General features: G+C 40.9%; 12 protein-coding genes. 6 read left to right on the plus strand and 6 right to left on the minus strand.

The genetic code is table 11. The annotated features are described in order from the left end of the window. Nucleotides 1-395: 395 nt before the first annotated feature. The 4 genes from H6G26_RS02755 to H6G26_RS02770 all read right to left on the minus strand — a co-directional run bounded on the left by H6G26_RS02755 (nt 396) and on the right by H6G26_RS02770 (nt 9,017). Nucleotides 396-2,228, minus strand: a complete 1,833-nt coding sequence (locus H6G26_RS02755; RefSeq protein WP_190727815.1) for a hypothetical protein — start codon at nt 2,226-2,228, stop codon at nt 396-398. 64 nt (nt 2,229-2,292) lie between these two features. Further along, entirely contained in the window at nt 2,293-3,171 is an 879-nt protein-coding gene (locus H6G26_RS02760; RefSeq protein WP_190727816.1) for a bile acid:sodium symporter family protein, read from the minus strand. Nucleotides 3,172-3,536: 365 nt separating this feature from the next. Next, complete coding sequence (locus H6G26_RS02765; RefSeq protein WP_190727817.1) at nt 3,537-8,012, minus strand: translation initiation factor IF-2 N-terminal domain-containing protein; 4,476 nt, start codon at nt 8,010-8,012, stop codon at nt 3,537-3,539. A gap of 87 nt (nt 8,013-8,099) precedes the next feature. Then, on the minus strand, nt 8,100-9,017 hold the full coding sequence (locus H6G26_RS02770; protein WP_190727818.1) for a histone deacetylase: 918 nt from the start codon (nt 9,015-9,017) through the stop codon (nt 8,100-8,102). A 108-nt stretch (nt 9,018-9,125) separates the two neighbouring features. Between H6G26_RS02770 and H6G26_RS02775 the strand changes: the two genes are divergently transcribed. Next, nucleotides 9,126-10,148, plus strand: a complete 1,023-nt coding sequence (locus H6G26_RS02775; RefSeq protein WP_190727819.1) for a mechanosensitive ion channel family protein — start codon at nt 9,126-9,128, stop codon at nt 10,146-10,148. 107 nt (nt 10,149-10,255) lie between these two features. Here the strand turns inward: H6G26_RS02775 and H6G26_RS02780 are convergent, their stop codons facing one another. Continuing rightward, nucleotides 10,256-11,035, minus strand: coding sequence for an MBL fold metallo-hydrolase (locus H6G26_RS02780; protein ID WP_190727820.1), 780 nt, complete (start codon nt 11,033-11,035; stop codon nt 10,256-10,258). 111 nt (nt 11,036-11,146) lie between these two features. Between H6G26_RS02780 and H6G26_RS02785 the strand changes: the two genes are divergently transcribed. Further along, on the plus strand, nt 11,147-11,584 hold the full coding sequence (locus H6G26_RS02785) for a VOC family protein (protein ID WP_190727821.1): 438 nt from the start codon (nt 11,147-11,149) through the stop codon (nt 11,582-11,584). Nucleotides 11,585-11,595: 11 nt separating this feature from the next. Here H6G26_RS02785 and H6G26_RS02790 read toward each other — a convergent pair whose 3' ends face one another. Continuing rightward, a complete protein-coding gene (locus tag H6G26_RS02790; RefSeq protein ID WP_190727822.1) occupies nt 11,596-13,284 on the minus strand; it encodes an S-layer homology domain-containing protein in 1,689 nt (562 codons plus the stop codon). A gap of 199 nt (nt 13,285-13,483) precedes the next feature. Between H6G26_RS02790 and H6G26_RS02795 the strand changes: the two genes are divergently transcribed. The 4 genes from H6G26_RS02795 to H6G26_RS02810 all read left to right on the plus strand — a co-directional run bounded on the left by H6G26_RS02795 (nt 13,484) and on the right by H6G26_RS02810 (nt 19,155). Continuing rightward, nucleotides 13,484-14,377 (plus strand): alpha/beta fold hydrolase, encoded by an 894-nt coding sequence (locus H6G26_RS02795; RefSeq protein WP_190727823.1) that lies wholly within the window; start codon nt 13,484-13,486, stop codon nt 14,375-14,377. 147 nt (nt 14,378-14,524) lie between these two features. Then, complete coding sequence (locus tag H6G26_RS02800; RefSeq protein ID WP_190727824.1) at nt 14,525-15,583, plus strand: serine/threonine-protein kinase; 1,059 nt, start codon at nt 14,525-14,527, stop codon at nt 15,581-15,583. A 409-nt stretch (nt 15,584-15,992) separates the two neighbouring features. Beyond that, entirely contained in the window at nt 15,993-16,793 is an 801-nt protein-coding gene (locus H6G26_RS02805) for an AAA-like domain-containing protein (protein WP_190727825.1), read from the plus strand. Further along, nucleotides 16,780-19,155 (plus strand): AAA-like domain-containing protein, encoded by a 2,376-nt coding sequence (locus H6G26_RS02810; RefSeq protein ID WP_190727826.1) that lies wholly within the window; start codon nt 16,780-16,782, stop codon nt 19,153-19,155. Before H6G26_RS02805 ends, H6G26_RS02810 begins: the two co-directional genes overlap by 14 nt. Nucleotides 19,156-19,433 lie beyond the last annotated feature (278 nt).

Consider the following 19,433-nt stretch of genomic DNA (forward strand, 5'->3'; position numbering starts at 1 on the left):
TTTCTTATTAGACATTTCATAAGCTGTTATGCATCTAACTTGAACATTTACATGAAGGCTGATGACTGATGACTGATAACCATCCATCAACCGTCAACAGTTAACGACCATAAAGAGTGTTTATACAATTTAGACGCGCATCAGGTTACTAATTGAAAATAGAAATATCTATCTAAAGATATATATCCGCTTTGCGTGCATACTACTATTATACTATCGATACTATACTATTTAGCAAATATGATGCTAGCACCATCATATTTTTTTTATAGTTATCTCTTTTCTTATGACCTTGTTATTCATACTTACATAATAAAAAGGTTACATGAAGAGATAACTTAAATAACTCCATAGTCAAAGCCTTGAGTGTAATACTAGAGGCTTCTGCTAGTGAGTTAGATATGTTGGGAGATAAAATTATCAGGTGAATCACTCTTTTGGGCAATATTGAGACGTAGAAACTGCGCCCATACTTCATCACTAAGTAAGTTTAAAGCAGTTTTGGGATTGTTAATTGCGATCGCGCCGATAACTTTACGCCATCCCTGTTGTAATTGCTTAATAAAAGCTTCTTCAATAGAAATTTGACTCAGCAACGAAAGTGCAGTTTTAAAAATTGCTGAATCAGACTGTATATTCTTCGACCTTAAGCCCTGTAGTGCTACATTCAACCATACAGGCATAAGTTCAAGCCAATTGTTTTGCTGTATCTTTTTAAGTGCAATCTCTTCCATACCTAGCGCACCCCACAGGCATAAAGACTCTACAGCCAGTTGAGAATCACGGTTTTCTAAAGCATTTCCCCATAATTTTTGAGCATGATTTTGGAAGCGATTAGCAAGAAATTCATAAGCTTCCTGAACTTGATATGGAATTGTAACTTTATAAACTGATTCACCTCGTGGTAGATAATCGCCGCGATAGGATAACCAGTTATGAGATCCAAATAGATGGATTTGTTTATCAACTATTACTTCTTTGACATAGGAATCTCCCAACCAGAAAACCTGTATAGATGGTAAACCATCAGGTGTTTTTATCGCTCGAAGTTTTTTCTCTATTTCTGGTGAAATTGGTTTATCTTCATCTTCTTGTCGCCGCGCAATTCCATGTCCAATTAAAATCCAAACTCCGCGATTAGCTAATTTATGTAACAGAGTTATAAATTTTTCATTAACAACTGCCTGATTCACCCAAGGAGAATAGATAAAAATCTGACTTTTAGCCGAATTTAAAACTTCTAAGAAAGCTTGAGAAATTTGTCCATCGCGTAGCTGTACAGCTTCACCTAATGCTGTAGAATGATCTACTTTTTTACTAGAGTTTGCGGCAGTTTCTAGTGCCTTTTGACGAATATTTTCAAGTCTAACTTCTATTTCAGTGTTTTTGTATTTGAGAATTGCTTGATGCTCAAAATTGATGGCTTCGGTTGACCATTTACATAATACTTGCAAGGATATTTTACCTTCAGTATGTAGCAGTTCTAACCAATTTGATGCTGACTCTAAAATTTGCTTTCCATTTCTTATTTGGATTCTCAATTTATCTTCAAGGGCATCAAAGATAATGAAAAGCGATATTTTTCTCCAAATTTTTTGAGTCGAAGTTAGTATTTTATAGGAAGTAACAATTTTTCCCTCTTCTGGCACATGAAGTGCTAAACCTGAAGCTTGAATACTTTTTTGGATTTCCCCAAGTGGTAAGGAAGGGATATCAACAATGGTATTATCAATAGATATAAAATCTGCCAAGTCAGGCAAATTTATCACTGTCTCATTTAAAGATTCAGATTGAAAAGTTATCTTGTCGCTTAAAGGGTCTGTAATAGCATTAAGCTGGACAGGATATGGGGGCTGTGGTACAGACCCTTTTTCATAAAATGAGCGACCTTCAGGAGTGACTGTAATTGGCGATGTTGCTGATAGAGTTTGTAATGAACGGAGAGTTGCAGTAGTAGTTTTGATAAAAACAGAATCAAGCCCAAGTACAGAGGCTAATTCATCCTCTGTTGGTGGAGGTTGAAATTCAATAGCAGCGCGGATAATAAATTCTTCGAGTACGTTAAACTGGCGGGGTTCTTTGATATTTACTTCTATCGGGGTTTGACGCAAGCCATAGCGAAATTGACGTGCTGCTAAAACTGATAAGGTAGGGCTTTGCGCTTCTATTTCGTCTACAACATTCTTGAGATTGTCATCAATTGGTTTAGCAGAAGAGGCAAAAAACATCAACGGAATAAGATTGGATAATTCAATTTGTACAAATACTTATAACCTATGAGGCAAATTAGTTTTATGCTTTTAACAAGCCTTGGCGACGACTAGCCCACCAAGCAAATCCAGCACCAGTTACAAACATTAGCAGACTATAAATTGCTCCAGGAATGGCCATTGTGGGAGTATTCAGCAGGGTAGGGGTGGAAGCGATCGCGATCGCCAGAGTGCCATTTTGAATTCCTACTTCTATCGTAATTGCCGTAACGCTTTTTTCTCCTAATCGGGTTAAGGTTGCGATCGCAAAACCTAAAGCCATTGTTACTACATTCAAAACCAGAGTTGCCCAGCCCACATCTATTACATAAGAAATAAAATTATTCCGTTCTCGCAGCAGTACTCCAGTAATTACCACCGCCAGGAAAAATAAAGATAGCCACTTCACAGATTTATCTGCCTTGTCTGCAAGTGCGGGTGCATAGCGCTTGGCTATCATCCCAATTGCTATAGGTAGAAGTGTGATCACCGCAATCTGCAAAACGGTACTTAAGAAAGGTAACTGTAACGTTGTTCCTTCACCTAAAAATCTCTGCATTGACAAATTTACTAGTACAGGGATCGTAAAAACCGTAATGAAACTACTAATAGCTGTTAGCGTCACAGAAAGAGCAACATCACCTCCAGCCAAAAACGTAATCATATTAGAAGTAGGGCCACCGGGACAGGCTGCTAAAATCATCACGCCTACCGCTAATTGTGGGCTAAGGGGAAACACCGACGCAATGCCAAAGCCTACAATCGGCAACATGATCAATTGCGCTACCAAGCCAATCACCACCGCTTTGGGATAGATTATAACTCGCTTGAAGTCCTCTAGGGTCAAGGTTAACCCCATGCCTAACATAATAATAAATAAAGCCAGGGGCAGAAAAACAGCCGTCAGAAAATTTGTTTCCATCCTTAATTTGCATTGGTAACAATAAAAGTGCATCTGGATTGTATCGTGTTACCGTTAAAATTCTAATTGAAGAACTGTAATAGGTTTACAGAAATCGTCAGCTATTTGTGAAGCGCTGCTCAACTGCTTTGAATTCTCTCCAAGTCAGTCCTTCAAACAAAAGGGGTGATTCTTTTGTAGGTGTAGCTATCGCTGCTGGGGTCATAAAAGTCTCCAGTCTATTTCTAAATGAGAAATAATCAGTTTTGGAGGGCAGTTTGTTAATTGTAACTTCTTTATAAAAGCTTAAGAATTACTTTTTCTCAGATTTTTATATTTGCGGTTTCTCACCTAAGCCTTTAATTCACAACAAAAGCACTTACTTTTCAAATGATTCGAGAAACATCAACGAAACCTCCATGAAGACTGACAATATTTGATACTTCAGAATACATATTCCCGACTTTACCTGATTGATGGGTAAATAAACTATGACAACCCACAATTATCAGCAGTTCTTGAGCGCGAGAAAATGCAACATTTACCCGTTCTGGTTTTTTAGCAAATCCCACATCTCCTTTACTATTGTTGCGAACCATACTAACAATTACAACGGGTCGTTCCATACCTTGAAATCTGTCTACTGTCCCAGTACGAATCTCTAATGAAGGGAAAAGTTCAGATTGCAGGCGTTCATCGATTTTTCTTAGTTGAGCACCATAAAACGTAATTACGGCAATTTCTTTTTTTGGTTCACCATTAGCAACTTTAGAAACCCAAGTAGTCTCAAACTGCTGACACAGACGTTCAATCGCATCGATTTCTGGAATATTAAAGTAAGAAGTTCCGTTTCGTTGCTCTAAAAACTGATTTTCTATGGGCGTTTTTACCCAAATAATATGCTGAGATTCTTGGATGATTTCGCCTGCTAAATGATGTGCGCGTTTTGTGTCCGGCTCCAAAATACCAGATTCTAGTTTACCGTCATAAAACTGATTGATTGCTCCCATAATAAATGGGTGCATTCGATATTGGGTAGTTAGCATTTGTTTAATGCTTTCATCTGCAGATTCAAACTGACTTTTAAACAGTGATTCTTCTAAAAATTGTAGTTCGTCTCGTGTATTCCCAATTGTTTGAGCAACTTCTTCTAAAGTACTAGTATCAAGCATCGGTGGTAATTGCCGATGATCGCCTACCATAACTAACTTTTTGCCTTTCAATGCGGGGATTAGTAATTCTGGTGGAGTACACTTACTAACCTCATCAATGATGACGACATCAAAGGATTTAAATTCTTCCGAAAAACCTCTATTTGCAGCTTGAACACAGGTGATACCAACAACGTTGGCATTATCTAAGTATATGCGTCTTAAATCGTCGCGATCGCCTTCAGTTGGCTTTCTTAATTTCTCAATCCAATCTTGTACAAAATTCTGATATCTATTGAGATAAATTTCGTCTTTTTGGAGTTGCTGTAGCCAAGATTCAAACTTAATATTGATGGCGCGTAATAAATCTATATTAAACAAGTCACCAGCAGAGTTATCTGGCTTAAATTTATCCGGGATTTTTTGCCATTCTGTCAACCACCAACTCCTTTGTTCAATTAAAGTTTCTGATGGCTGTGGTTGTAATTTTTGTTCAATTTCACGTAAGCTAATTTGTAATTTTTGAACCTGCTGTAGAGAAGTTTCAGTTTCTTCTTGTAATTTTGATAAATGCTCATGTAGAGAACTTTTAATCATCTCCAACACGGCAAAAGGTTCTAATGACGAAATTAAAGTTTCAAGCTGATTAATACAAGTTCCCCAAGAATTCACTTGACTTGAAAATTCTTGTGGTTGCTCCCAAATATTTGATTGTGTGGCGAGATATTTCTCAATTATAATTCGTAATAGAGCAGGAATATTTTGTTTATTAAGTTCTTGCAAAATATTAATAACTCGTGCAAGTTGCAAATTAGCGTCTTGCTGTGCTTTTTCTACCTCAGCTTGAGTAATGGATATTTGCTGTTGGCTGATTTCATTTTTCTGAAGTTCATTTAATTGGCGTTGCAGATGCTGAAGCTGTTGATCAGTTTCGGTTTTTACTTTTAAAACACATTGACGGGCATTTGCAAGGATTGTATCTAGCAATTCTTGTGTAATCTTAGTGAGGGTAGAATCAATATTATTCCATTCCCATGATGCACCATAAGTCCGTTGCATTCTAATTAAGAAAACCTGGGTATTCTCAACCAGTAATTTTCGCTGTTTGGGATTGAGTAGTTGATAGTTGCTAAACTGTTGATAGGTTTCTTGCCATTGGGTGCGATCGCTCTTTGAGAACACCATTGGAATTTGACTAAAATTTTGTTGTAAAAAATAGCTAAAGTTATGCTGTTTACCCCGTCTGTCAGTAAAACCTCCGTCTATTTCATAAGCGATCGCCTTTGTCAATAATTCCCATTCTGGTAGGTTAATGTTGTAAATTTTTGGTACTATTGGCAATTTTAATGTATTAGCAAACATCAACAAACCTAGCGGTAAGTCTACTAAATTTTCTGTTAGTGGTAAACCTGATTGCTGACAATCTTTTAAAGTTTGATAAAGATGAGAAGGTGCTGTAGATTTCCATTCTTTTACTGCTGAGATAATATAATCAATTTCCCGTTTACGGTTTTCCCAAATCTGGATTGTTTGCTGGAGGTTTTGCAGTTTGGCAATATATTTTTGATAATCTGGTTGTACCTGATTTAACGATGCGAAATTTTGTTTGACAACCTCCACTGATGCTGCAAGTTTTAAAATGGCTTCACTTGCTTCTTGAGCATGAGCCAAAGCAGTTTTAAATCCAGAAATTTCTGTTGCTACAGTTTCACGCAACCAAACCGCTAAACCAAAAGCACCAAGCGCCGGACGTACAAAGCCAAGCTCATTAGTATATTTTATGGTTTGACGAACATTTGCTAAAAATTCTTCTACTAAATTGTTGCCTTCTGTGTATGGCTTAAGAAGCGGTAAAAAATCTGCAACTTCTGGAGCTTCCCAGTTAATATTTGGTGCAGTATTTAGTATGTTTTCCAAACCTGCAATTAAAGATTCAACATTGTTCTGCTTTTCTACAGCTTCATTATAATATTGTTCTTGATCTTTAAAGTTAACCTCGATTTTTAACTTATTTTTATTGAATTTACTTTGTTGCTGATTCAATTCTTCCTCTGTTTGGAAGTAGGTTGTGAATCTTTCTGATGATGCCAGCAATTGACTGAAAAATTTTATATTTTCGAGGCGTTGAGTCAGGTTGTTTTCGCAGTCATTTGCTGTATTTTCTAGCCATCTGCCAATCACTTGGTCTTCTAAAAATGGCTGTCCTTCCTCACCAACTTTTTCGGCTCTACCCTTACGTACGGCACGAATCACAGGGTTATGAACTAATCTACTTAGGGCGTTATCTACTGCTAAATTCGCTTGAGAAGCAATTAGAGTTCGTCCACCTCGAAGCGCAATTTGATAGCAAATCTCGGCAATTACGGTAGTTTTACCAGTACCTGGTGGCCCTTGGATGAGAACAAGATCCTTAGCGGCAAGTACCTTTTCTACTGCTGCTTTCTGACCAGGATTAGCTGAAGATAATAATAAATCTTGTGCTTTAAGTTCAACAGTTGTTTTGATTTGTCTAGCTTGAGAAGCATCGAATAAAAAGTTGCCCAAATAGGGATTTTGGGTGTAGCCATTATTCAAATCATCTAAAGCTTTTTTCTTGCGCTGAATCTGCTGAATATCACCAACTGCCTCAAAACATAAAAATCCTGTATCTGGCAACTTATAACGCTCTGTTGCCATGAATTCAGCTAAGTCGCGTTCTAGTCGGAGGCTGATAATACAACGGTTGGGATCAACTTCTTCAACAGTCCCTAATTGACGACCGCTAATCCAATTTTTGCCGACGGGAGCAGTTTCAAAAAGTTTTAAATCTTCATTTTTTGTGCGCCTTGCTCGTTCCCAAAAGTTTTCCACATCGAGAGAATTTTGATAGAAGCCGTCAAGGGTGGCTGAAGCTACATCAATTTCAAAACTAATCCGTCTTTTGAAGTTATAGTTATGATTTACATAACGCACGCAAAATTGACGCGCTTTAGCGATTTTTTCTTCAATTTGCAAAAATGCTTTCCAGGCTTTGAGTTGTTCTTCTGTAGGCACATTTTCGCCACAAACTGGCGCGGCTGCAATGCGTTTCAATGTTGTGGGTGAAATGTCGAGATGATGCTGATGATTAGGTAAGAGACGCAAGCGACAAGGTATAACATAGCTATCGGCGTGTCCCCGTGAGGGTTGTAATAACTGAGCCGATAGTATTTTTAAACCGTCGCGTCCATCTTTTTGTACAGCAGCTCTGAATCCTAATGTTTTTTTGAGCTTCTCAAGTCTTGCGGGTAATTGAAAATCATCGCTATCTGTTGCTATTATCAAATCCCAAATTTCTTCTCTTGCCTCTTTCCCCGCGCCTTTGCGACGCACATAAAATAGAAAAGGCTTTTGACCAACACATTCCAACATTAACTTATTGGCGCGATCGCGTCGATCCCTAAATTCGGGATATGATTTAAGAGCAGTTTCACCTTCAAGATGGCGAATAAAACTATCAATTGCTGAAGCTATAAACATATAGCCCCAATCTTCAGAGTTTGTTTTAGTTTTCGAGGATTTTGCTGTTAGTTTACTTACTGCTAGACGAATACGTTCTGCATCGGATTCTGAGATTGAACTGGTATGGCTTTTAACTACAATTTTGAGCTTTTCGCAAATTAATAATAGCTTCTTGCTATCTAAATTCAATTCTTTTGCTAGTTCGTAGATTCTGAGTTTGCCGTTGTTCATCCAGTACTGCCTTTGCGAACAAAATTTTCAAGGACAATTGAGGGTTTAAAAACTCTACGATTTCGGTTACTATTACCCCTTAAATGACTATAGTTTGTACTGTTGATAAACTTCGCTAGCGGCACGATGCAGCAGGGAGTGTCGCCATACTAAAGATTTCATATCATCAGCATAACCGCCACCAATGACGCAGGCGACTGGATAACCGCTACTCATACAGGTACTCAAAACCTGCATTTCTCGGCGAAAAATCCCAGCATCAGTTAAAGCTAATTTGCCCAAGCGATCGCCTATATGAGGGTCAACACCAGCATCATAAAATACTAAGTCTGGCTTGACTTTAGATAGTAAATCTGCTAAGTAATTCGCCAAAGTTTGTAAATATGCGTCATCTTCCATTCCCACTGGCAAAGGAACATCCAAATCGCTATTTTGTTTAGTACCGGGGAAATTGACTTCGCAGTGCATGGAGAAAGTAAAAACGCTGTCGTCGTCTTGGAAGATAAAAGCTGTGCCATCTCCTTGATGAACATCTAAATCCACAATTAGGATTTTTTGGACGAGTCCGAATTTTTGTAAAACGCGACAGGCGATCGCTAAATCGTTGAAAATACAAAAACCAGACCCATAACTAGGAAAGGCATGATGAGTTCCACCAGCAGTATTACAAGCTAAACCTTGACTTAATGCCAGTTTAGCAGTGAGTATTGTACCACTTACCGCTACACAGGTACGATTCACTAATGCTGGACTCCAAGGCAAACCAATGCGACGCTGTGCTTTGGGGTCTAGGGTTCCTTCACAATAAGCTTGAACGTAGCTTGGGGTATGGACTAACTTTATCAATTCTAGCGGTGGAGGTTCAGGGGTATGAAATTGTTCTTGATTGGCTACATTATCAGCTAACAGCAATTCGTAGAGTTGTCGGAATTTAGACATTGGAAAACGATGTCCTTCAGGTAGGGGAGCAACGTAATCTGGGTGGTAAATAATTGGCAAGTCCATAAGGAAAGAAAATATCAAGCAGCTAATCCGACAACAAGGTAAAATTTAGCCATAATCACAGCAAAAATGCTGCTCTCCTAAATCTAAAATTCCAAATTTGAAATTGATATGATTGAATGGATTACACCTATTGGATTTATTCTAGCTGGCTTACTAGCTGGAATAATTGGTGAAAAAGTTATCTTCAAAAAGCTGGAAAGATTCGTTAATAATAAACGAATTGCCGGGGGTAATATTATATTCCATTCCCTGCACCGGATGACATTTATTTGGTTTGTCATTGCCGGTTTTTTTTGGGCAATTCTGAGTTCTCCTCTCAAGCCAGATATTGCGCTCGTGCTACAAAAAGTTCTGACGATCGCATTGCTTTATTCAGTAACCCTAGTTTTATCAAGATTGGCTGCTGGGTTTGTTAATTTATTTATTCGTAGAACAGAAGGTGTTCCCACATCACTAATTTCTAACCTTGCTAAGATTACTGTTTTAGTTTTAGGAGCATTAATCATATTGCAAACGCTGGGTGTTCAAATTACGCCAATAGTCACGACTTTAGGTATTGGTGGACTAGCAGTTGGTTTAGCGCTTCAAGACACACTTGCGAATTTGTTTTCTGGTTTTTACTTAGTTATTTCTAAGCAAGTTAGAACCGGAGACTATGTGAAATTAGACGCTGGTCATGAGGGATATGTCATAGATATTTCTTGGCGCAATACGACAATTAAAGAAATTTCAAATAATGTAGTTATTGTTCCCAATTCAAAATTGTCTTCTGCAATTTTCACAAACTATCATTTACCCGCAAAGGAAATTACTTTAACAATGGATGTGGGGGTAAGTTATGATAGCGACTTGGAACAAGTTGAAAAAGTGACTGTAGAAGTTGCCAAAGAAGTCATGCAAGAAATTGCACCGGAATTAAAAGAAATTGAACCATATATTAGATTCCATACTTTCAATGATTTTAGTATAGATTTTACCCTTTATATGCGCGTCAATGAATACTTTGATCAGCGTATTGGTAAACATCTATTCGTCAAAAAATTACACAAACGCTATCAGCAAGCAGGAATTCAAATTCCTTTTCCGATTAGAGAAGTGTATAATATGCAAAATAATTCAGCTATGGAATAAAATTAGCCCTAGCAACTAGAAATCGTAGCTACACAGGCAAAACCCACCTGCGCGGGTTGAAAACCTTGATTTTAATCGCTAGAGCTAGATGCAAGATGTAAGCTAAGTTAGATTGCTAATGCTCGCTTTTCTAATGGTAGTTCAAAGCGATCGCCTGGTTTCGGCTCAAGTACTTGCGTCAAAAGATTGTTTTTCTCTAGTAACGAACGAAATTCTTCAGCACTTCCTTTAGTCTGAATGAGTTTCATCAGCAATCCCTCAAACGCCACATCCCCACCAGCCGCAGTCGGTAATATTACTTGAGGCTGTAAAGACTTTACTACTTTTAAAGCACTATTATTTCCTTTAATAATTGGCCCAAGCAAAGGCAACGTCATGTCAATAAACGGTGTAATCACTACATCGATGGGTGCAGCTTGCTGAAGCTGTGGAGAATGCTCCCCATGAGGCTCGTAATATACAGTTAAACCAGTTTCCAATTCTTTGAGGAGATAACTATTTTCCACCAGAGTAGGGCCAATGGACGAACCGGGGAAAGCCTTGATTTCAACTTGATTATTTAAAGTGAAAGTTTCACCATGAGGCAATACTGTTACCTGGGTGTAACCTAATTTCTGTACAACCTTGGCTGCATTGGGAGAAGCTACAACCTTGATGCTGTGGTCGAGCAGCTTAAGCGTTGGTGGGTGAGCATGGTCTTCTAAACCCTGAGACAGCAGAATTAGATCAATATTATCTGGTATTGGGCGGTTTTGCGATCGCGACCCTTTAAATAGCCAATCCAAGTTGCTGAAAATTAACGAACCAACCAGCCAAGGGTCAATTAGTATTCGTTTCCCGCCGATTTCCAGCAGCCAAGAGTTACTGTCTAACCAAGTTAAAAACATAAATTTTGTGAAGATAACGCCTACCTTCATTATCAATGGTGTCACCTTTCTTAGTAAGCACTAAGGCCAACACCTACATTGGTGGGGTCAAGTCTACCACGGAGTTTTTTTATGTCCGATCTTGGTTTTACTCACATTGCACTTGCAGCCAGTAATGTTGATGCAAGTATCTCATTTTATGCAAAGTATGCACAGATGACAGTCGTGCATCATCGCATTGATCAAGCGACTCAATCAGATGTTGCTTGGATTAGTGACCTAACTAGACCTTTTGTGATTGTCCTAATTAAAGCAGCTAAAGTAGAAGGCACACTATTACCACTATCCCATCTTGGGGTAGCTTATCAGAATCGCGGGGAAATCGATCGCCTGTGCAATGAGGCACGCGTTGAGGGAATACTGCTAGATGGGCCAAATGACTGGGGTCATCCGGTTGGTTACTGGGCTTTTATTCGAGACCCAGATGGTCATACATTGGAAATTTCTTATGGTCAGGAAATTAATTTTACACTTGAGCAAGCTAGAGACGCGATTAATCGCGTCTCTTAAAAAAATTGATGTTACTTCTTGCCAGGGGTGCGTCCACCTTCGTCGTTACTGCCACCGTGAGGACTGGAATTGCCTGGGTCACAGCCCTCAGAACCATTACCAATTCCTTGGTTGCAATTGCGACGCGGTTTGACGCCCTCGGTCGAAGTTTCAGTCTGCTCCTCCACTGCAACTTGTTGTTGTTGTCCAACGACATACTGCGAGGAGATGTTTGCTACCTCTCCGGTGCTAGATAGGGCTTGGTATAGCAAAGCAGATACTTCAGATCTGGTTGCTACCCGTTCAACATTTAGCAAGTTCACATTGGGATAGTTGACGACTATACCGCGTTGTGTCAAAGCTGCAATCAGACTGCGATATTCACTACGAATACTAGTTGCATCGCTGTAAACAGATAAGATTGTATCCGTGGAACCACTGCTTTGATAATTTAATCCCTGCGCTAATGCTACCAAAATATCAAGGCGAGAAAGGCTTTGACTGGGGTTGAAACCTTTGCCAATAACAGCGTTTAAAAAGCCCATTTGATAAACTTCGCTGATGGCATTGTAAGCCCAATATTGAGTTGAGACATCTTTAAATGCGATCGCTTGGCGAATTTTCCCCTTGGTAAAGGCTTTCCGCAACATTGCCGCAAATTGGGCACGAGTTACTGGTGCATCAGGGCGAAAAGTCCCATCAGGAAAACCTTCGAGAATTTCCATTGAAGCCAATTCGGCAATAAAATCTTTAGCCCAGTAGTTTGTGGAAACATCAGAAAACCCAACCTGGAGAGCGCGAGACATCCCAACTTGGCGATAATTCATCAGCATTTGGCTAATGTCGTAGCTAGAGTTCTCGCTGACTTCAATCACCTGCACCAAGCTGCCAGGAGTAGCTTGCAAAGCCTCTGCCAAGTCGGAGCTAAAGACGCTCACGAACGACTGACGGACTAAAGCATACTCACCCTGCGTGAAAGAAACGGGATAAACGCTGGTTCCTGCAATTTTTGACAAACCTTCTACTTGGAACTGACTACCTTGGAAGGTTTGGGAACTGCTTAGGAAACTAACACGTTGGCCGCTAACTTGAGTAAAGTAGTCGTAGGTGGTGGTACCTGCGTCAATAGTGCCGTTTTGGTCAGCATCAACACCATAAACAGTACGAACGACTTGGTATTCTGTAGGCTTGGCTGACAAAATCAGGTTAACTGTGGTGTTTGCAGACAAACATTCAAATTCGCTGTAGCCAATAAAGCGGTTTTGAACATCATACAATCGCACGACGATGCGATCGCTGGCTTTTAACCCCTTAGCAAATTTTGCTTTTTGCTTAATCTTGTACTTGTAATCACCCAAAAACCGCTCTTTTAAATAGCCCTTGCCACCTTTACTCTTGACAGAAATGCGAGCAATCACCTCTGACAAGTTACCAGATGGTTCCCAAATGGCAAGGCTAAAACCTGTCTTTTTTCCTTTTGTAGAAACAGTACTATTACGGCTTTCTGTAGTGATAGTTTGCCGCTCAATAGTAGTAGTACGGCTCCTTGTTTCTACTTTTTTATCCGCTAAAAGTTGTTGACCTGTGGAATGATCAGATATTTGGGCGACGGTGGTAGAGAATCCTAAAGTTGCGTAGGCAGAAGCTATTGGTGAAAATATTGCCACAGAGGTTGCAGCCAGAACAAACTTGCTCATTTGAGCTAAGTAACTTTGATTCATGTATTTCATCTCACACTACCATTCGTCTAAAAAGTCACAGGGGTATTTGGTATCCCTTGACTTATTAATCCCTTGATGTGGATGAAACTAACATTTAAATCAGTAGGGAGAGACGCGATTAGTTGCGTCTGTACGGAGTAGGGAGTTATTAGGTCAGAAACATTAATATATTTGAAGAAACACTTTATGAATCTTATTAATGACTGTAACGACACAACAGCTTCCAACTCAAGACGCCTTTGAAAAATTCATTTGGAATTGGCAGGGTTACAAAATCCAGTACACCGTCATGGGTACAGGACGCCCTTTGGTACTGGTTCACGGCTTCGGTGCTTCTATTGGACACTGGCGCAAAAATATCCCAGTTTTAGCTAGTGCTGGCTACCAGGTGTTTGCCATAGACCTTTTGGGTTTTGGCGGTTCTGATAAAGCGCCCATTGATTACACTGTGGAAGTTTGGGTGGAACTGCTGAAAGATTTTTGCACAGCACACATCCAAGAACCTGCTGTATTTATTGGCAACTCCATCGGCGCACTTTTGAGCTTGATTGTACTGGTAGAACATCCAGAAATTGCTGCTGGTGGTATTTTAATTAACTCTGCGGGTGGTTTGAGTCATCGTCCGCACGAATTGAACCCGCCACTACGGATTGTGATGTCAACTTTTAATCGGTTTGTGCGATCGCCAATTACAGGTAAATTTGTCTATAACCGCATCCGCCAAAAAGCCCAAATTCGGCGTACTCTCTACCAAGTTTACAAAAAGCGTGAAGCGGTCACCGATGAATTAGTCGATTTACTTTATACTCCCTCATGCGACCCAGGAGCGCAACAAGTTTTCGCCTCTATTCTCACAGCCCCTCCTGGCCCAAGCCCAGAGGAACTTTTGCCCAAAGTAGAACGTCCTCTATTAGTAATTTGGGGTGCTGACGATCCTTGGACACCAATCACCGGGGCAAAGATTTACGAAGAGGCGCGTGAGAATGGCAAAGAAATCAAAATTGTTCCCATTCCCAATGCCGGTCATTGTCCCCACGATGAGGTTCCAGATATTGTTAATGCCCAGATTGTCGATTGGTTAGCCCAAAGTTAACTATTTCCCGCCAAGACGCAAATGCAAAGGCACTTTCTGCTGATGCGCCTTGGCCCATGCAGGGTAGAAATGGGACTAACAATCTGGGTGAGTGGATCTTAATTTTTTGAATTGCACCTTGACAGAATCAAACTTGTATGTTGTGTAATGGAGCTTGATGTGCGTAATGAATATAAAAGGGCAATTCCCTTAAATCACCATCCAGATTTTTCCAAACAAGGCTATCAAGTTATCAGCGAACTAGGACGCAACCGAGAAGGGGGACGCATTACTTATTTAGCTAATGTCCTCAACTCTAAGCAACAGGTGGTAATTAAAGAGTTTTGTTTTGCTCGTGCGGATGCTGATTTATCAGGTGTAAAAGCATATCAGCGCGAAATCGAAATTTTGCAGCAACTAAATCATTCTCGCATTCCTCACTATATAGATTCTTTTGAAATACCAGGGGCTTTTTATCTGGTGCAGGAATACAAAAATGCCCCATCTTTAGGCTTGACGAGCAGCTTTAATCCAGAAGAAATAAAGCAAATTGCTTTGTCAATTTTAGAGATTTTGGTTTATCTACAAAAGCAAATTCCGCCAATTATTCATCGGGATATTAAACCAGAGAATATTTTGGTTGATGAGCAACTAAATGCTTATCTGGTTGATTTTGGTTTGGCTAGAATACAGGGTGCAAAAGTAGCTCTGAGCAGCTTTGTAGCAGGAACTCCAGGTTTTATGCCACCGGAGGAGCAGTTTGGTCATTCCCTGACTGAGGCATCAGATTTATATAGTTTAGGAGCAACACTGATTTGCTTACTTACTAATACTCGTTCTGTTGAGATTGGGAAATTAATTGATGATAACTATCGCTTTAATTTCCAGCAATTAGTTCCTCACATTAGTCCACGTTTGCGGCGGTGGTTGATGAAAATGGTGGAACGCAATCGAAAATGTCGCTATGCTAATGCGGCTATTGCTTTGGAAGCACTTAAGGCAATTGAGGTTGTTGGTAGTGCCACTGGGATAAATACTTTAGTCAGTACAATCAAACTTAAAAAACGAGCTACTGTGTTGGGACTAGCCACTGTTGTGATGTTCGCTGCAATGGGGGCAACTTTGATGAGTTGTCAACCTAGTGATACGGTTAGGCAATTACTGAAAGCTACAGAATGCCAAAGTTTTGATTTAAACGCAAGTTGCCAAGAAAAAACTGGAGATTAAGATTAATTAGGTCGCATCTGGCTAAAGATTACAACGGTTTTCACTTGAATAGACTACACGCATAGGGGCACAATATATTGTGCCCCTACAATTATGTGTATTCTAGGCTTGTGAAAATTCTTGTCATTTTCATGAGTATCAAAGACTCGTCGGCGAGTATTAAAGACTCATTCACGAGTATCAAAGACTCATCGGCGAGTATTAAAGACTCATCGGCGAGTATCAAAGACTCATTCACGAGTATCAAAAACTCATCGGCGAGTATCAAAGACTCATCGGCGAGTATCAAAGACTCGTGAATGAGTATCAAAAGCTCATTAACGGTAATGCACTATCAGTAATTGTCTAGTTACTTGCTGTAGTAAACTACATCTAAGCCAGAAGCCTGCATTCAATAGTTGATAGCGCTGTGAAAAAAATCCTGATTGTGTCAGCTAATCCCACAACGACAGATAAACTTCGTTTGGACGAGGAAGTAAGGGAAATTCAGGAAGGGTTGCAACGCTCTCGCAGCCGAGATAAGTTTGAACTGATTACTAAATGGGCGGTGCGTCCTGACGATTTGCGGCGTGCGCTTTTAGATCATAATCCTCATATCATCCATTTTTCAGGACATGGGGGAGGAAATCAAGGTTTAGCCTTGGAAAATAATACAGGGCAAATGCAGCTAGTGAGTACGGAGTCACTGGCAAGGTTATTTAAGTTATTTAAAGACAAAGTTGAGTGTATATTGTTAAATGCTTGCTATAGCGAGGTGCAAGCTGAGGCTATTTACCAACACATTAATTGCGTAGTTGGGATGAATCGGGCAATTGGCGATCGCGCCGCAATTAAATTTGCGGTAGGCTTTTATGATGCACTAGGCGCTGATAGGTCGTATGAGGATGCTTATGAGTTTGGCTGTAGCGCGATTGATTTAGAAAGTATTCCAGAGTCTTCGACACCAGTGCTGAAAAGTCGGAACAATCCCCAAGGTGCTATCTCTGCTAACGAAACGATTCCCGATACCGAGATAAAAGCAGCAGTCTCCTTAGAAAATCCAGAAGGGCAGGTGTCTCTAAACTCTGCTTTCTATGTGGAGCGATCGCCTATTGAGGTAGACTGTTATGAAGCGATTCTTCAACCAGGGGCCTTAATTCGCATCAAAGCCCCCCGACAGATGGGCAAAACTTCACTCATGTCGCGTGTTCTCCATCATGCTAGTCAATGATGAAATTGACAGCGTTCTGAGTCTTTCATTCAACTTGGATGACTTTTTTGCAGTTATTCGCGATTGCTACAACCGACGAGCAGACCATCCTGAATATAATCGCCTCACCTTTGCTTTAATTGGCGTGTCTACGCCTTCAGATTTGATTCAAGACAAACGCCGGACACCTTTTAATATTGGACAGGCAATTGATTTAACTGGCTTTCAACTTCCAGAGGCCCAACCCTTGGCACAGGGATTGGCTGAAGTGGGTGATTCTCAAGAATTGATGCAGGTGGTGCTGGACTGGACGGGAGGACAGCCGTTTTTGACGCAAAAAGTTTGTAAGTTGCTGGTGCAGGGGGGACTGGAGACTAGAAACTGGGGACTAGGGGCTGGGGACTGGGTGGAAGAGTTGGTACGCGAGGGGATTATTGAGAATTGGGAGACGCAAGATGAGCCGGAGCATTTGAAAACGATTCGTCACAGAATCTTGCGGAGTGGGGAACAGTGGACTGGGCGATTGTTGGGGTTGTATCAGCAGATTTTGCAGCAGGGAGAGATAGTCGCTGATGATAGTCCTGAACAAACGGAATTGCGGTTGACGGGTTTGGTGGTGAAGCGAGACGGAAAGCTGCAAATTTATAACCGGATTTATACAGAGGTGTTTAAGCAGGAATGGTGCGACAAGATTTTAGCAAACTTGCGCCCCTACTCCGATACATTTAATGCCTGGGTTGAGTCGGAACGTCAAGATGAGTCGCGCTTGTTGCGGGGACAGAGTTTGCAAGATGCCCAAGAATGGGCAGTAGGTAAAAGTTTGAGTGACTTGGACTATCGGTTTTTAGCTGCTAGCCAAGAGTTGGAAAAGCGTGATGTGCAGAAAAGGCTAGAGGCAGAGGAACAGGCGAAACAGGTTTTAGCAAAAGCAAACAGCAAAGCTAATCAACGAATTCGCATTGGTTCTGTAGTGCTGGGTTTTGCTCTGGTGGGGGCAATTGCTTCGGGAATATTTGCACAACAGAGTACTCAGCAAGCTAATCATGCCATAACAGATTTAAATACAGCTAAGACAGAAGCCGAAGCCCAGCGTCAAAAAAATGAGCAGATATCGCAGCAGGCAAACGATGCAGAAGTCAGACAGAAAGCAGCAGAAACCAAAGAGAAACAAGCAAATAAGAATTTAAATTCTGCAAAAGCTAACTTGGTAAAAGCTAATCAGCAGTTTAAAGCTGCAACAAAGAAGGTAAAGTCTGCTGAGGAAGATGCGAAGAAAGCAACGATAGAAAAACAACAAGCACAACAACAAGCAAGAAAAGCTCAAAGTGAGCTGAAAGTAACAGAAATTGCCCGGAAAAAGGCACAGCAACAACAACAGTTAGCAAAACGAGATTTGAAAACAGCGCAGATTGCCAAGAAAGAGGCAGAGGCAGACCGTCAAGTTGCCTTAGACACTACGCGACTGGAACGGTCAGGAGTAGCGAATATTAACCGCTCTCAGTTTAATCAACTGGGGGCTTTGCTGGCAGCCATGCGGGATGGCAAGGACTTAAAACGTTTAATAGACAAGCATAGTCAGGGAAAATTAGAAGCTTATCCTGCGGCTAGTCCAGTTTTAGCTTTACAGACAATTTTGGATAAAGTGCAGGGATCTACAGTAATGGCCGGGCATGAAAGTGTTGTCACAAGTGCCAGTTTTAGCCCGGATGGACAGCGCATCCTCACCGCCTCATATGACAATACAGCGCGGCTGTGGGACTTACAGGGCAAGGAAATTGCCAAGTTTCAGTTACAGGGGCATGAAAATAGTGTCGAAAGTGCCAGTTTTAGCCCGGATGGGCAGCGCATCCTCACCGCCTCATATGACAATACAGCGCGGCTGTGGGACTTACAGGGCAAGGAAATTGCTAAGTTACAGGGGCATGAAAGTTATATCATAAGTGCCAGTTTTAGCCTGGATGGGCAGCGCATCCTCACCACCTCAAATGACAATACAGCGCGGCTGTGGGACTTACAGGGCAAGGAAATTGCCAAATTTCAGGGGCATGAAGGTTATATCACAAGTGCCAGTTTTAGCCCGGATGGGCAGCGCATCCTCACCGCCTCATATGACAATACAGCGCGGCTGTGGGACTTACAAGGCAAGGAAATTGCCAAGTTCCAAGGGCGTGATGGTGGGGTCATAAGTGCCAGTTTTAGCCGCGATGGGCAGCACATCCTCAGCGCCTCCTTGGACAAAACAAGGCGAGTTGTGTTTATTTATGCGTGGAATGTGGAAAGCTTGGAGCAATTACTAGCACGGGGTTGTCGGTGGTTGCATAACTATTTAATTTATGCGCCTAATTTGAGTGATAGCGATAGGCAGCTTTGCAACAAGAAGTAATCAGGGGGTGAGGCTGTAGTGATTCTAAGCTTAAATGTAGAGTCAAAGGCGATCGCTTGCCAAAGAAAAGACGCGATCGCAGTTTAAAACCTAATTTTTGCAGTGATTCTAAGCTTAAATGTAGAGCTAAAAGCGATCGCTCGGTAAATTAGAGATGCGATCACAGTTCTGATCTCGGCGTTTCGAGTTCCGAACACCAATGACCGAGCAAAAAGGTCGAACTTCCAAGTTCTGAACACCAATGACCGAGTAAAAAGGTCGAACCTCCGAGTTCAAAG

The organism is Nostoc sp. FACHB-888, assembly GCF_014696655.1.
Taxonomy (GTDB): Bacteria; Cyanobacteriota; Cyanobacteriia; order Cyanobacteriales; family Nostocaceae; genus Nostoc.